Here is a 13469-nt window from a genome sequence, read left to right as displayed (position 1 = left end):
GCGGCCGAGCAGACCGAGGACGCCGCGAGCTGGCGTCGAGCGGTCGGGGCTACCGGGCTGCTGGCGGTGTTCAACGACGCCGCGGTCCTCGACGCCGCGGACGTGCTGGTCGCTCGACGACTGTGCGCTCTGGCCAAGGAGGACGACGAGCGGGTGTCACTGGCGCTGGCGCTGGTGGTGCGCGGGTTGCGCGCCGGCTCGGTGTGTCTGGATCTGCGGTCGGTGCAGTCGCAGGTGGACGTCTCCGACCTGCCCTGGCCCGCGGTCGAGGACTGGCTCGCGGCGGTGTGGGCCAGCCCGCTGCTGGAGGCGCCCCATGTTCTGCGGCGCCAGGAGCACCTGCTCTACCTCGACCGGTACTGGCGCGAGGAGGTGCAGGTCGCCGAGGACCTGCGGGCGATGGTGTCGCGCGGCGCGGTCATGCCGACGGCCGACGTCGAACGACTCTTCCCCACGGGCTACGAGGAGCAGCGCGAAGCCGCCGAAATCGCCCTCGCGCAACGGGTCACCGTCCTCACCGGCGGCCCTGGCACCGGCAAGACGACTACTGTCGCACGATTGCTGGCGCTGTTCGCCGGGCAGGCCGCGTCAGGACGGCGGCTGCGCATCGCCCTGGCCGCACCCACCGGCAAGGCCGCCGCCAGGTTGCAGCAGGCGGTCGGCCAAGAGATCGAGAAGCTCGACCTGGTCGACCAGCGACGCCTGTCGGGGTTGCAGGCCACCACGTTGCACCGCCTTCTGGGCAGCCGACCCGACAGTTCGTCGCGCTTTCGCCATCACCGTGGCAACCGGTTGCCGCACGACGTGATCGTGGTCGACGAGACGTCGATGGTGTCGCTGACCATGATGGCGCGGTTGCTCGAGGCCGTGCGGCCTCAGTCGCGGCTGCTGCTGGTCGGCGACCCCGACCAGCTGGCCTCGGTCGACGCCGGGGCCGTGCTGGCCGATCTGGTCGACGGCCTCGGTCCGGACACCGGTTCACCGGTGGTCGCGCTCCGCACGTCGCACCGCTTCGGGGAGTCGATCGGCGCACTGGCCGCCGCGATCCGCGACGGTGACGCCGACGCGGCGATCGCGGTGCTCGAGGCAGGTGGTGACCACGTCGAGTGGATGGTCGACGACGACCCGTCCGCCGCGTTGCGCAACGTTCTTCTGCCACAGGCACTCTCACTCCGGCAGGCCGCGATCCTGGGTGACGCCCGGGCGGCGTTGCACACGCTCGACGAGCACCGCCTGCTGTGCGCCCACCGACGCGGGCCCCATGGCGTGCAGCACTGGAACCGGCAGGTGGAGCGTTGGCTGACCGAGGCGACGGGCGAGCCGATCTGGTCGGACTGGTACGTGGGGCGTCCGGTCTTGGTCACGGCCAACGACTATGGGCTGAGCCTGTACAACGGCGACACCGGGGTGACGGTCAACGGGCCGGACGGCCTGCGCGCCGCGATCGCCGGCGGCGGCGAACCGAAGGCCTTCGCCACCAGCCGGTTGCCCGATCTGGACACGATGTACGCCATGACGATCCACAAGAGCCAGGGCTCGCAGGCCGCGGAGGTGACGGTGTTGATGCCCCCGGTCGACTCACGCTTGCTGACCCGCGAGCTGTTCTACACCGCCGTCACACGGGCCAAGACCAAGGTGCGGGTCGTGGGGTCGGCCGACGAGGTGCGGGCTGCGATCGACAAGCGTGCGGTCAGGGCGACGGGACTGGCGTTGCGTCTACGCAATTCAAGCTAGAGTCCGGACGTCCCTTCGACGCGCGGGCCATCGGTGCCGTTGAGACGTCGTTCGGCTGCGATCCGCGCGGCGTGGTCTTGGGCGCGGGTGATTCTGCGCCGCGGCATGGATAGTCCGTCGGTGTGCGGCGTGGGTCTTCCCGTCGTCGCAATCGTCGCCGTAGGTGCGCTGAGTTCCGGGAAGAGCAGTCGGCTGCCGGGTGTGGTGATGAATTCCTGGCCATCCGGAGCAGTCCACAAAATCGTGCCGTCGTCGAGTTGCTTGTCGCGCCAACCATTCTCACCACCCCAGAAGGTTTTCAGCAGGTGGTGTCGACGGCATAGGCATTTGAGGTTGGATGCCGCGGTCGGTCCGTTCGGCCACGGGATCGTATGATCCACATCGCAATTCGTGGCGGGCGCACGGCAGCCGGGGAAGCGGCAGGTCATGTCGCGGCAGCGGACGAAGTCGGCCAGCTTCTTCGACGGTCGGTACCGGTTCTCCGGCGGCGCTTGGCCGGGGTGCACGATCGGGGTGATGGTGGCTCCGATGGTGGCGCGGCAGGCGATCGCCCCGGGCAGGAACTGTCCACCCATCAACGCCGCGGGGCGCAGGTTGGCCAGCTTCCCGGGGGTGGGGGTCATCGCTTCGGTCAGGGTGAGGTCGCGAAGCGGCTTGTCGAATAGCGGTGGGTGGTCGCCGTCGAGGGCGGCGCACTCGTTGGTGGGGGTAGTGGGCATGGTCGGCCGTGACTCGCGTTGCCGCGCAGCGGGGTCGGGCTCGAATGCGGCATCAGGTTCGGCCTCAGCCGCGGCGTCGGCGGCGTCGCGCTTGTCGGTGGAGACTGCCGGTGGCTGAGCGGGCGTCTCGGGCCTCGGCGCAGGCGACTCCGGTGGACTCTTCGGTCCATCTAGCGTCTCTTCACTGGCGATGATGTAGACCACCACTCCGGTGGCGGGTGGGTTTTGGGCGGCGGGGCAGTCGTCGGTGCCGCAGAGGCAGGCCATGCGGTCGTTCCCGCCAGCGCCGAAGGCGTCGGCGCGGAGTTGGTCGGCGGTTCGCGGGTCGGCTGGGCAGACGGTGTTGGCCAGGGCTCGCAGTCGGGTCTGCAGCGTCTTGGCGTCGTGGGCGAAGAGGGTGGCGTACAGGGTGGCCATACCGCTGCCGTCCTCGTCGATGGAGATCTCCACCGATCGACTCCGCGCCTTCGTCTCGGTCCGCCGCACGGCTTGCGGGTCGACTTGGGCGACATGGGCGTCGATGGTCTTCTCGGTCTTGTCCACCGACATCGGCTCCCAGTCGCCGAACGCCTCGGCCAGGAGTGCATCCAGGGTCCTCAGGGCGTTGGGGTCGATGACCAGGGCGGCCCGCGTCACCACGGTCTTCACCAATGCATAGGTGATGTGCCCCTCGGCGAACACCGCGGCCACGCGGGGGAAGCGTTCGTGCAGTGCGACCGCAATCAGCAATTGGTGGGAGGCCGCGCCGGGGGTGATGTTTTGCGCCGCGCCGATGTGGGCGGCGACGGCGTCGAAATTGTCCAGACACCACTGGTCCCGATCCGCCGATCCGGACAAGGCATGGGCCTCGTCGAGCATGGCGGCCATCGCAGCGACCCGACGGGCGCACGCGGCGTTCTCCACCCGGGCCCACGACCACAGCGCCCCGGCACCGCGGGTGCCGGTCGTCGCGTCCACCAACTGATCGAACATGAGTTCAGTCTACGGCGCAGGTGTGACGAAAAGCGTTCTGCTACAAGCGTTCTGTGGATAACTCTGAGCCTGTGGACAACCCCACCCAGGGCACCCGAAATGTCAGAGCAGCGTGCTAGCGGGGCAACCGATGGTCCAGCATCCAGCGCTGTTCGACGCGTTTGACGCGTTGATGCTCCAGGGTGATCAGGACGGCGCCCGCGGTGACGAGCGCTCCGGCGATGAAGCCAAGGGGCAGTTGCCATTCGGGGCGGTGATAGGCGGTCGCGGCCAAGAACCCGGCGATGGTGGCGGTACCGAGCATGATGAGTATGAGCCCGGGGAGCCACAGCGTGTCGATGAACGACTCACCGGCGTGCGGCTGGGTCGTGCGACAGTGGTCGACGGGATCTCGATGAGCACCCTTCACGAACATCTCCTTTCAGGAGAGATGCCGCCATCGTACGCCGATTGTGATCCATGTCACAGAGCTAGGGCCGCACCGGGTGCCGACTCAGAATCGACACTCGGTTGAAGGCGTTGATCGCCGTCGCCACCCAGATCACCGCCGACATCTCGTCGTCGGTGAGAACTGCTCGCGCACGGCCGTATTCACGCTCGGCGGTGTCGTGGTCGGGCAGGGTCGTGGTGATCTCGGCCAGCCGAAGGGCGGCCTGCTCGCGGTCGTCGAACAGCTCGGTGTCGCGCCACACCGACAGGCAGGCGAGTTGCCGGTCGGTGACTCCGGCCGCCGTGGCACGGGCGTGGTGCACCTCGAGACACGATGCGCAGCCGTTGATCTGCGAGACGCGGACGTTGACCAATTCGGTGAGGCTGCGGGACAGTCCGGCCTCCCGCGCCGACTTGGTCACCGCGGTCGCGACCGTCACCATCGCGCGGTAGGCGTCAGGCGTCTGCTTGTCGATGTGTACGTGCGGAGTGTCCATCGCGCGCCCTGTCCTCGGGAGTTAGTGTCGGATCGATCGTACGGAGCCAAGGGAGCGCGATGACCGAGCTGACGGACGACACCGGCGCACCGATCCAGGTGACCCGCGAGGGTGATGCGTTCACCGTGCAGGTCGAGGGTCAGACGGTGGGCTTGGCGCGTTTCGTCGACCGCGCCGACCATCGGGTGTTCGTGCACACCGAGGTCGAACCGGCCTTCGGCGGCAGAGGGCTTGCCACCGCTGTGATCGCCCACGCGCTCGCCACGACCCGGGCCGAGGGCCGGCGCATCGTCGCACTGTGTCCGATGGTCGCCGCCTACGTCAAGAAGCACCACGACTTCGACGACATCCTCGACCGCCCGACGCGCGAGATCATCGACTCGCTGCGCGGTTAGGCGCAGATGTTCACGAAGTACAGCCCGGGGGTGGCGCACATGCCGGACCCGCCGTAGGCGGCATACGGCGACGGCACGACCGCGTGGTCGTCGGTCTGGCTGCTGGTGCCCTGCACCGTCGGCGCGCTCGGGTCGGCGGGTGCGGCATTCGCCACGCCGGCACCGAGGGATCCGAGCGTCAGTGCACCGGAAATGGCGACACCAGCTGCGACGGCCTTGAGATCGATCATGTTGCACCCCGTTGCTCGAAGAACTAGTGAGCACAACTAAACGAGTGCGGGATTCATTCCGCGGATCGTCATACCCGGCCGCGGACGACCTCCTCGACGCGGCGCGCGGCCTCTGCGGCGTCCTCGTGCTCCCACACCCGCACGCTCACCCAGCCGGCGTCGGCCAGCTTGCCGTCGGTGTCGCGGTCGCGGTCGCGATTGGCCTCGACCTTGTCGGCCCAGAACTTGGCGTTGGCCGTGGCGACGGTGTGGTGCGCAGGGCAGCCATGCCAGAAGCACCCGTCGAGGAACACCGCGACCTTGGCCCGTGGGAACACCAGATCGGCCGTCCGCCGCACCCCGGCGAGGGGTTTCGCCGACACCCGGTAGCGCAGCCCCCGCGCGTGCACCGCCGAACGCAACGCGAGCTCCGGCTTGGTGTCGCGGCTCTTGTTGGACTGCATGCGCGTCCGCGCCTCGGGTGAGGACGCCCAGGACTCGGCCATGCCTCCACACTATTGGTGAACCTGCTGCATACCATCGGCAGGTGAGCACCATCGCCGACGTCGCCCGCGACGTCGCGCTCGAGCGCTTCCGCACCCGCACCGGCAGCTACGAACGAATCCTGTCTCGACGCGACGGCAAGCAGACCGCCAGCGCGATGGCCGGCTACCGCGGCACCGACGCCAGACCGACGTGCGCCGACGAAGCCGAACGCGCCTGGCTGCAGAGCCGGGTGGCTCCCCCGACCGGCGCCGCCGGCACGGCTCTGCGGGTGGTCGACCTGTTCAGCGGGTGCGGTGGGCTGTCCATCGGACTGGCGGAGGCGGCGCGCGCCCTGAACCGGTCGTTCGACCCGGTGCTCGCGGTCGACGTCGACGCGGTCGCCGCCAAGACCTACGCCGACAACTTCCCGTCCGCGCTCACCCTCACCCAGGACGTGGAGGACGTGTTCCCGGGACAGGTCGGCACCCGCCTGAACTCGAACGAGCGCCGACTCGCCAAGCAGCACGCCGACGTCGACGTGTTGGTCGGCGGTCCGCCCTGCCAAGGACACAGCGACTTCAACAACCGCACGCGACACCACGACGACAAGAACGAGCTGTACCGCACCATGGTCAGGGCCGCCGAAGTGCTTGCTCCCCAGCACATCCTGATCGAGAACGTGCCGGGAGCAGTCAACGACCGCAGGGCCGTCGTCCAACGCACCGCCGACGCGCTCGACGCACTCGGGTACCGGGTGTCCGTCGGGGTGGTCGACCTCAGCCAGATCGGCGTCCCGCAGCGCCGGCGACGTCTGGTCTTGATGGCGAGCCTGACGCACTCCGTCACCGTCACCGAGGTCACCGATCGGCACCGCCGCAACGGCCGCTCGGTGGCGTGGGCGTTCCAGGATCTGGAGTCGGCGCCGGACTCCGGCCGCCTGGTCGACGAACCCGCCCGCTCAGCACCGGCGACCCGGCAGCGCATCGACTACCTCTTCGACAACGGCGACTTCGACCTGCCGGACCGGCAGCGCCCGGCGTGCCACGCGTCCGGCGGTCACAGCTACAAGGCGATCTACGGCCGCCTGGCGTGGGAGCGGCCCTCGCAGACCGTCACCACCGGCTTCTACAGCATGTGCATGGGCCGCTACGTCCATCCGAGCCGCCGACGCACCATCACCGCCCATGAAGCCGCTCGGCTGCAATACATTCCGGATTGGTTCTCCTTCGACGGCGTGACCCGCCGCACGGCGCTGGCACGGATGATCGGCAACGCGGTGCCGTCGCGGCTGAGCTATGCCGTCGCGCTGGAATGGCTCCGGTGAGCCTGCGGGTTGCCGGTCTGTTCGCGGGCATCGGCGGCCTCGAGGTCGGCATGTCGGCCGCCGGGCACCACGCTCATCTGCTCGTCGAGAACTCCCCGCCCGCCATGCACGTGCTCCGCCGCCGGTTCCCCGACACCAAACTCGAGGGTGACGTCCGCGGCGTGACCGCGCTGCCGAGGGGCACCGACGTCGTCGTCGCGGGATTCCCGTGCCAAGACCTCAGCAGCGTCGGTCGCAAGGCCGGAATCGCGGGCGCCAGAAGCAGTCTGGTCGGTGAGGTGCTGCGCCTACTCGACGGTGCGGACGCGCCCTGGGTGGTGTTGGAGAACGTGCCGTTCCTCATATCGCTGAGCCGAGGCGCCGCGCTGCGGGTGGTGACGTCCGCGCTGACCGAACTGGGATACCGCTGGGCCTACCGGGTCGTCGACACCCAGGCCTTCGGCCTTCCCCAGCGCCGCAACCGCTGGTATCTGGTGGGCTCCCGGGTGGGCGACCCCCGTGAGGTCCTGCTGGCCGACGACTGCGCGAAACCGCCTGACGCGTGCGGGTATCCGGACGTTGCGTGCGGCTTCTACTGGACCGAGGGCATGCGCTCCTTCGGCTGGGCGGTCGACGCGGTACCGCCGATCAAGTGCGGGTCGTCGATCGGGGTGCCGTCTCCCCCGGCCATCCGGCTGCCGTCGGGCGCCTACGTCACCCCCGATCTCCGGGACACCGAACGGCTGCAAGGCTTTCCCGTCGACTGGACCGCACCTGCCGAGGAGGTCGCCCGCACCGGTGAGCGGTGGCGGATGGTCGGCAACTCGGTGAGCGTGCCCGTGGCGACATGGATCGGCGGCCGCCTCGCCGACCCCGGCCGCTACGACGCGTCGGCCGACCAGAGGTGGGAGGGCGCCACGTGGCCACGGCGGTCGGCCTGGGCTGACGTCGACGGCGTCGTGCACGTCTCCGACGCGGGTCCGTGGCCGGTGTGGCAGCCCCGATTGCCGTTGGCGGACTTCCTCCGGTTCCCCGGCAAGCCGTTGTCGGCAAGGGCGGCAACCGGATTCATCCGTCGAACGCAGAAGGGGTCACTGCGGTTCCCTGAGGGGTTAGTCGACGAGCTGCAGGCCTACGTGAGCTTGCTGCCCTTGAGCCACTGATCCCACGGCACCGTCCAGTCGCCGTTCTGCGAGATCTGCAGCGGCTTGCCGCCGGTGTTGCGGACCTCGACGACGTCGCCGGGCACCGAGAAGTCGAAGAACCATGCGGCGTTGTCGCCGTTGAGGTTCAGGCAACCGTGGGAGGTGTCGGTGTTGCCCTGGGCCCAAACCGTCGAGTTCAGCTGGTGCAGGTAGATGCCGTCGGTGCTGATCTTGGTGGCATACGAGATCGACTCCTTGTAGCCGAGCCGGGAATTGGTGGGCAGCCCGAACGTCGAGGAGTCCATGATCACCGGGTTGGCCTTGCTGAGCACCGTGTACACCCCGGGCGGGGTGAAGAACGAGAAGGTGGTGCCCGCGATGGTCTGAATGCCGCCCATCCCCATCGACGTGGGCATCGTGCGAACCAGCTTGCCGTTGTCGTACACGCTGACCATGTGGGTGTTGTCGTCGGCGATCGAGACGTGGGCGTCACCGATCTTGAACGAGACGTGCTCGTCCTCCTGGCCGTACAGACCGCTGCCGAGCGTGGTGCCGTAGACGTTGCCGGCCACCGTGACCGTCGTACCCGGTGCGTAGTACTTCGCGGGCCGCCAGTGGGCGGTCTGATCGTCGACCCAGTACCAGGAGCCGGCGACCGGCGGGTTGGTGGTCACGGCGAGATGCCGTTCGGCGTTGGCCTTGTCGGCGATCGACTCGTCGAAGTGTGCGACGACGACCTCGCCGATGCCGTACGTCGCACCGTCCTGCAGCAGCCCGCCGTCGGTGGTCTCGAAGTACACCTGCGTCTGATTGCTCGGGGACACCGTGCTGAAGGTCGACTCCTGCCGCGACGGCATCCCGTTCGGGCCGCGGGCCGACACCGTCATCGTGTACGCGCGGCCGTAACCGAGCTGGATCGTCGGCTTCCACGTGGTGTGGTCCGGAGTGAGGACGCCGGGGATGACCTTGCCGCTGTCGCTGGTCATCGTGACGTCGGTGATGGTGCCCGAGGTCGCGGTGACCATCACCGGGCTCGCGGGGTTGACCTTGTCGGCCGCCGGGGCGGGGACGACGGACAGCTCGGCGGGTGTCGAAGTGGGGACGGCGGCGGGCTGCGCCTCGGCCAGATCCTTCGGCGCGGCCAGCACCTGGCATCCGTGCACACACCGCTCGGACCCGCTGACCACGACACCACCGAGCACGGCCAGCACCGCGAACGATGCGGCCAGCCACGATCCACGGGCACGACGAATAGACGTCAACGAAACTCCATTGATTTTCAGCGCTGACTGGAAGACGAGACCCAATGGTAGGTGGTCGACAGCCAGTCTTCGCAACATGTGTGACGGCACGATCAGGTCACGTGTCAACGAGTAACGAACGGGGAAGACACGCCGAGTAAACAGGTGACGATGGCAACACGAGAACGGATGAGCATCAGATGAAGATGGTTCAGAGACTTCGCGGCTGGGGCCGACGCGCGGCGGTCGCCGCGGTCGTCGGCGCCTCCCTGCCCGGCCTGATCGGCCTCACCGGCGTTTCGGCGACCGCAAATGCGTACTCCCCCCCGGGACTGCCCGTCGAGGACCTGATGGTTCCGTCGGCCGCCATGGGGCGTGACGTGCTGGTGCGATTCCAGCCCGGCGGTTCGCACGCGGTGTACCTGCTCGACGGCCTTCGCGCCCGTGACGACAACAGCGGCTGGGACATCGAGACCAACGCCTTCGAGAAGTTCCACAACTCGGGCGTGTCGGTGGTCATGCCCGTCGGTGGCATGTCGAGCTTCTACACCAACTGGGAGCAGCCGGCCGTCGGCAACGGCCAGACCCAGAACTACCAGTGGGAGACCTTCCTGACCTCGGAGCTCCCCGCCTACCTGTCGGCCAACAAGAACATCTCGCCGAGCGGCAACGCCGTCGTCGGATTGTCCATGTCCGGCAGCGCCGCGCTCATCCTGGCGGCCTACCACCCCGGCACGTTCCGCTACGCCGGCTCCGAGTCGGGCTTCCTGAACCTGTCACAGGGCATCTGGCCGACCCTGGTCGGCTTCGCCATGCGAGATGCGGGTGGCTTCGACGCGGGCGCCATGTGGGGACCCGGCGGCGGTCCGGACTGGGTGCGCAACGACCCCACCCTGCAGGCCCAGCGCATCGCGGCCAACGGCACGCGCATCTACGTCTATACCGGCAACGGCACGCCCAACGAGCTGGGCGGCGCCGACCTGCCGGCCACCACGCTGGAGGGCCTGACCCGCGACAGCAACATCGCCTTCCAGAACGCCTACACCGGCGCCGGTGGCGGCAACGCGACGTTCAACTTCCCGCCCAACGGCAGCCACGCGTGGCCCTACTGGAGCCAGCAGCTCGACATCATGAAGCCCGACATCATCAAGACCATCGCCTGACCCTCTTCGCCTGATTCCCCTCCGCCGAGTGTGGGGTTGGGGTACGCGCCGGCCCGGTTCGGCGTGCACCAACTCCACACTCGGCGGCTAGGAGTCACTGTCGCGCAGCGTCACCATCCGCGTCGTGGAGCTCTCGTCGAGCTCCACGACGTCGGATCGTGAGCGCAGGAAGTCGCTGAAGGACCGAAAGCCCAGCGACTTCTCGCTGAACGACGGGTCCATCCGCTTCATCTGCGCCTTGACCGCGGAGTTGTGCAACCACTCGACGTCGTCCTTCTCCAGCCCGATCCGCAGGGCCCGCAGCAGCAGGCCCGTCGCGTCGGCCTGCGGGTCCGACGCCTCGGGCTCCTCCTCAACGGCCTGCGGCCGGGTGGCACGGCGTCGGGGCGCACGCTTCTTGGGTTCCGGTGCAGGCTCGCCCTCGTCGGCGGGCTCCTCCTTGGCCGGTATCGCGTCCGGTTCGAACACCGGCACGCCGGGCAGCGCGTCGTAGATGACGAAGTCGTCGCACGCCGCGGCAAGCGACCGGCTCGACGAACCCGCCACCCCGATGCCCACGACGTAACGGCCGAGTCGCTTGCACCGCTGGGCCAGCGCGATGTAGTCGGAGTCCCCCGCGACGATCACCACGTGGGTCAGGTCGGGCAGCCGGAACATGTCCTCCACCGCGTCGACCGCGAGCCGGATGTCGGCACCGTTCTTGCCGTACGCGGCGGCCGGGAAGAGCTGGACCAGGTCGACTGCGCGACCGACGAGCTGACCTCGGTATCCGGCGTTGACGTCGGCCGACCAATCGGCATACGCCCTGGTGAGCACCAGTGTGCCGAATGACGAGGCAAAGTCGATGATCGCGCCGACGTCGACGGTCGCACGGGCCAGCCGGTCGACCTCCAACCCCTTGGTCTTGTCGCGCTGAAACGAGTTGCGACCGTTCACCTGGTCGTATCGCGAGATCACGATGTTGTCGAAGTCCAGGTAGACCGCGACGCGGGTGTCCTCACGTTCTGTCATGGGCACAGTCTGAGCCGCACCGGCGAGACCTGTCACGCCGGGTCCGACGAACCCGATTCCAGCAACTCGCCAGCCGCGCGCCGGCAAACGACGACCCGAGCCGGGCCGTGGGAAACGTCACCCGCACCGCCGCGTCGGCGCCGAACTCACCGCTGAGCGGGGATAGAGTCGATGAGCCGGCAAGGTGAAGAAGACGCTCGGCGGCACGGCCGTGAAAGCCACAATCGATAGCCGACAGGTTGGTTCATGAATTCCTCGAGTGAGACACGAAGCCCGTCACCTGCACAGTCGAAGTGGCTGTCCAAGTCCGCGTCGCAGACGCGAGGGTCGGACAAGAAGGAAGTCCAGTTCCACTACGACATCAGCAACGAGTTCTTCAAGCTGTGGCAGGACCCCAATCAGGTCTACAGCTGCGCGTACTTCGAGAAGGACGACTACACCCTCGAGCAGGCGCAGCTGGCGAAGATCGACCTGTCTCTCGGCAAGCTCGGCCTCGAACCGGGCATGACGTTGCTCGACATTGGCTGCGGCTGGGGCGCCACGATCAACCGCGCGGTCGAGAAGTACGACGTCAACGTCATCGGTCTGACGCTCTCGGAGAACCAGAAGCAGCACATCGAGCAGCACTGGGTCGCCAATTACAAGGGCGACCGCACGATGGATGTGCGCCTGCAGCCGTGGGAGGACTTCAGCGGCAAGGTCGACCGGATCGTCTCGATCGGCGCCTTCGAGCACTTCGGCTTCAACAAGTACGACGACTACTTCAAGAAGACCTACGAATGGCTTCCCGACGACGGTGTGCAGATGCTGCACACGATCATCATCCCCGAGGATGAGGAGATCAAGGCCAAGGGTTTGCCGCTGACCATGTCGCGGGTGCGGTTCATCAAGTTCATCATGGATTACATCTATCCCGGTGGCCGCCTGCCGCTGGCGTCGATGGTCAGGCAGCACGCGGTCGACGCCGGCTACACCGTGACCCGCGAGCAGCACCTGCAGCCGCATTACGTCAAGACCCTCGACACGTGGGCCGACAACCTCAAGGCCAAGAAGGACGAGGCGGTCGAGATCGCAGGCGAGGAGATCTACGAGCGCTTCGTCAAGTATCTCGAGGGGTGCGCGGATCTGTTCCGGGAGGGCTACACCGACGTCGCACAGTTCACGCTCGAGAAGGCTTAAACCCTTCCGGGACAACAGGTTGCACGAAGACGCAGGAAACGAAGAGTCCGAATTGATCGGACGCGGAGGTTGGTCGGGGAAATGGTTGAGAGCACGGTGAAGCCGCCAGCGGCGCGCACGGAGATGGAGCCACACTTCGAGGAGGTGCAGGCGCACTACGACCTGTCCGACGACTTCTTCGGGCTGTTCCAGGATCCGTCGCGCACCTACAGCTGCGCCTACTTCGAGCGTGACGGCATGACGCTCGAAGAGGCGCAAATGGCCAAGATCGACCTCGCGCTGGGCAAGCTGCGACTCGAGCCGGGGATGACGTTGCTGGACATCGGCTGCGGCTGGGGTTCGGTGATGCGGCGCGCGATAGAGAAGTTCGACGTCAACGTCGTCGGGCTGACCTTGAGCAAGAACCAGCGGGCCTTTGGCCAGCAGCTGCTCGACGGCCTCGACACCGACCGCAGCCGCCGGGTGATGCTCCGCGGCTGGGAGCAGTTCGACGAGCCCGTCGACCGCATCATCAGCCTGGAGGCCATCGAGGCATTTCCGCCGGATCGGTACGCACCGTTCTTCGAGGCGTGCAGCGGGTTCCTCCCGTCGGACGGCCGAATGGTGTTGCAGGCGATCCTCGGTCACCCGCTCAAGCGATGGCCCGAGATGGGCATTCCCATCGTCATGACCGACCTTCGCTTCATGCGGTTCATCGCCAAGGAGATCTTCCCCGGCGGTTCGGTTCCGTGCGACGAGGACATCGTCAACCTGTCCCAGGCCGCCGGCTTCACCGTCGCGGACAAGCAGCTGCTCGACGAGCACTACGTCCGCACGCTGGATCTGTGGGCCACAGCGCTCGAGGCGCATCACGACGAAGCGGTCGCCGCCACCTCCGAGGAGGTCTACCAGCGGTACATGAAGTACCTGGTGGGCTGCAGCGACTTCTTCCAACGCGGCATCAGCGAGCTGGGCCAGTTCACCCTGGTGAAGGGCTGAGCCAGACC

14 protein-coding genes are annotated in these 13469 nt (G+C 67.7%); 7 read left to right on the top strand and 7 right to left on the bottom strand.

The window, feature by feature from the left end; genetic code table 11:
• Positions 1-60: 60 nt before the first annotated feature.
• Positions 61-1734, top strand: a complete 1674-nt coding sequence (gene recD / locus ABZ195_RS26730; protein WP_355222941.1) for an exodeoxyribonuclease V subunit alpha — start codon at positions 61-63, stop codon at positions 1732-1734.
• Here recD and ABZ195_RS26725 read toward each other — a convergent pair.
• From ABZ195_RS26725 to ABZ195_RS26715, 3 genes are all read right to left on the bottom strand, one after another.
• Entirely contained in the window at positions 1731-3425 is a 1695-nt protein-coding gene (locus ABZ195_RS26725; RefSeq protein ID WP_355222918.1) for a DUF222 domain-containing protein, read from the bottom strand. The two genes, recD and ABZ195_RS26725, sit on opposite strands and share 4 nt — an antisense overlap.
• Before the next feature lie 115 nt (positions 3426-3540).
• Positions 3541-3834, bottom strand: a complete 294-nt coding sequence (usfY, locus tag ABZ195_RS26720; protein ID WP_355222917.1) for a protein UsfY — start codon at positions 3832-3834, stop codon at positions 3541-3543.
• 61 nt (positions 3835-3895) lie between these two features.
• Positions 3896-4351: a carboxymuconolactone decarboxylase family protein gene (locus ABZ195_RS26715; protein ID WP_355222916.1), complete on the bottom strand. Its 456-nt coding sequence runs from the start codon at positions 4349-4351 to the stop codon at positions 3896-3898.
• Positions 4352-4410: 59 nt separating this feature from the next.
• On the opposite strand from ABZ195_RS26715, the gene ABZ195_RS26710 reads away from it, so the two are divergent.
• Positions 4411-4746 (top strand): GNAT family N-acetyltransferase, encoded by a 336-nt coding sequence (locus ABZ195_RS26710; RefSeq protein ID WP_355222915.1) that lies wholly within the window; start codon positions 4411-4413, stop codon positions 4744-4746.
• On the opposite strand, the gene ABZ195_RS26705 is transcribed toward ABZ195_RS26710, so the two are convergent.
• Positions 4743-4976: a hypothetical protein gene (locus ABZ195_RS26705; RefSeq protein WP_355222914.1), complete on the bottom strand. Its 234-nt coding sequence runs from the start codon at positions 4974-4976 to the stop codon at positions 4743-4745. The two genes, ABZ195_RS26710 and ABZ195_RS26705, sit on opposite strands and share 4 nt — an antisense overlap.
• A gap of 68 nt (positions 4977-5044) precedes the next feature.
• Positions 5045-5461 (bottom strand): very short patch repair endonuclease, encoded by a 417-nt coding sequence (locus ABZ195_RS26700; RefSeq protein WP_355222913.1) that lies wholly within the window; start codon positions 5459-5461, stop codon positions 5045-5047.
• Between the two features lie 41 nt (positions 5462-5502).
• Here ABZ195_RS26700 and ABZ195_RS26695 point away from each other — a divergent pair, with 41 nt between their 5' ends.
• Positions 5503-6765 carry a DNA cytosine methyltransferase gene (locus ABZ195_RS26695; protein WP_355222912.1) on the top strand — a complete coding sequence of 421 codons (1263 nt, stop codon included), beginning with the start codon at positions 5503-5505 and terminating at the stop codon, positions 6763-6765.
• Positions 6762-7907, top strand: a complete 1146-nt coding sequence (dcm, locus tag ABZ195_RS26690) for a DNA (cytosine-5-)-methyltransferase (RefSeq protein WP_355222911.1) — start codon at positions 6762-6764, stop codon at positions 7905-7907. Before ABZ195_RS26695 ends, dcm begins: the two co-directional genes overlap by 4 nt.
• On the opposite strand, the gene ABZ195_RS26685 is transcribed toward dcm, so the two are convergent.
• Entirely contained in the window at positions 7877-9229 is a 1353-nt protein-coding gene (locus ABZ195_RS26685; RefSeq protein ID WP_355222910.1) for an Ig-like domain-containing protein, read from the bottom strand. The genes dcm and ABZ195_RS26685 overlap by 31 nt on opposite strands.
• Before the next feature lie 101 nt (positions 9230-9330).
• Here ABZ195_RS26685 and ABZ195_RS26680 point away from each other — a divergent pair, with 101 nt between their 5' ends.
• Positions 9331-10293 carry an alpha/beta hydrolase family protein gene (locus ABZ195_RS26680; RefSeq protein ID WP_355222909.1) on the top strand — a complete coding sequence of 321 codons (963 nt, stop codon included), beginning with the start codon at positions 9331-9333 and terminating at the stop codon, positions 10291-10293.
• 87 nt (positions 10294-10380) lie between these two features.
• On the opposite strand, the gene ABZ195_RS26675 is transcribed toward ABZ195_RS26680, so the two are convergent.
• Positions 10381-11304, bottom strand: a complete 924-nt coding sequence (locus ABZ195_RS26675) for an NYN domain-containing protein (protein WP_355222908.1) — start codon at positions 11302-11304, stop codon at positions 10381-10383.
• 246 nt (positions 11305-11550) lie between these two features.
• On the opposite strand from ABZ195_RS26675, the gene ABZ195_RS26670 reads away from it, so the two are divergent.
• Both ABZ195_RS26670 and ABZ195_RS26665 read left to right on the top strand, forming a co-directional pair.
• Entirely contained in the window at positions 11551-12483 is a 933-nt protein-coding gene (locus ABZ195_RS26670) for a cyclopropane mycolic acid synthase family methyltransferase (RefSeq protein WP_355222907.1), read from the top strand.
• An 81-nt stretch (positions 12484-12564) separates the two neighbouring features.
• Positions 12565-13461, top strand: coding sequence for a cyclopropane mycolic acid synthase family methyltransferase (locus tag ABZ195_RS26665; RefSeq protein ID WP_355222906.1), 897 nt, complete (start codon positions 12565-12567; stop codon positions 13459-13461).
• Positions 13462-13469: the final 8 nt, after the last annotated feature.

Source organism: Mycobacterium sp. NPDC006124, assembly GCF_040614235.1.
Taxonomy (GTDB): domain Bacteria; phylum Actinomycetota; class Actinomycetes; order Mycobacteriales; family Mycobacteriaceae; genus Mycobacterium.
This window is presented reverse-complemented; position numbering and strand designations above follow the sequence as displayed.

Bases quoted from the DNA above. Each gene is read 5' to 3' on its own strand.
- ABZ195_RS26725 (WP_355222918.1), bottom strand. From the start codon at position 3,425: ATGTTCGATCAGTTGGTGGACGCGACGACCGGCACCCGCGGTGCCGGG.
- ABZ195_RS26715 (WP_355222916.1), bottom strand. From the start codon at position 4,351: ATGGACACTCCGCACGTACACATCGACAAGCAGACGCCTGACGCCTAC.
- ABZ195_RS26710 (WP_355222915.1), top strand. From the start codon at position 4,411: ATGACCGAGCTGACGGACGACACCGGCGCACCGATCCAGGTGACCCGC.
- ABZ195_RS26705 (WP_355222914.1), bottom strand. From the start codon at position 4,976: ATGATCGATCTCAAGGCCGTCGCAGCTGGTGTCGCCATTTCCGGTGCA.
- ABZ195_RS26700 (WP_355222913.1), bottom strand. From the start codon at position 5,461: ATGGCCGAGTCCTGGGCGTCCTCACCCGAGGCGCGGACGCGCATGCAG.
- ABZ195_RS26685 (WP_355222910.1), bottom strand. From the start codon at position 9,229: ATGTTGCGAAGACTGGCTGTCGACCACCTACCATTGGGTCTCGTCTTC.
- ABZ195_RS26680 (WP_355222909.1), top strand. From the start codon at position 9,331: ATGAAGATGGTTCAGAGACTTCGCGGCTGGGGCCGACGCGCGGCGGTC.
- ABZ195_RS26675 (WP_355222908.1), bottom strand. From the start codon at position 11,304: ATGACAGAACGTGAGGACACCCGCGTCGCGGTCTACCTGGACTTCGAC.
- ABZ195_RS26670 (WP_355222907.1), top strand. From the start codon at position 11,551: ATGAATTCCTCGAGTGAGACACGAAGCCCGTCACCTGCACAGTCGAAG.
- ABZ195_RS26665 (WP_355222906.1), top strand. From the start codon at position 12,565: ATGGTTGAGAGCACGGTGAAGCCGCCAGCGGCGCGCACGGAGATGGAG.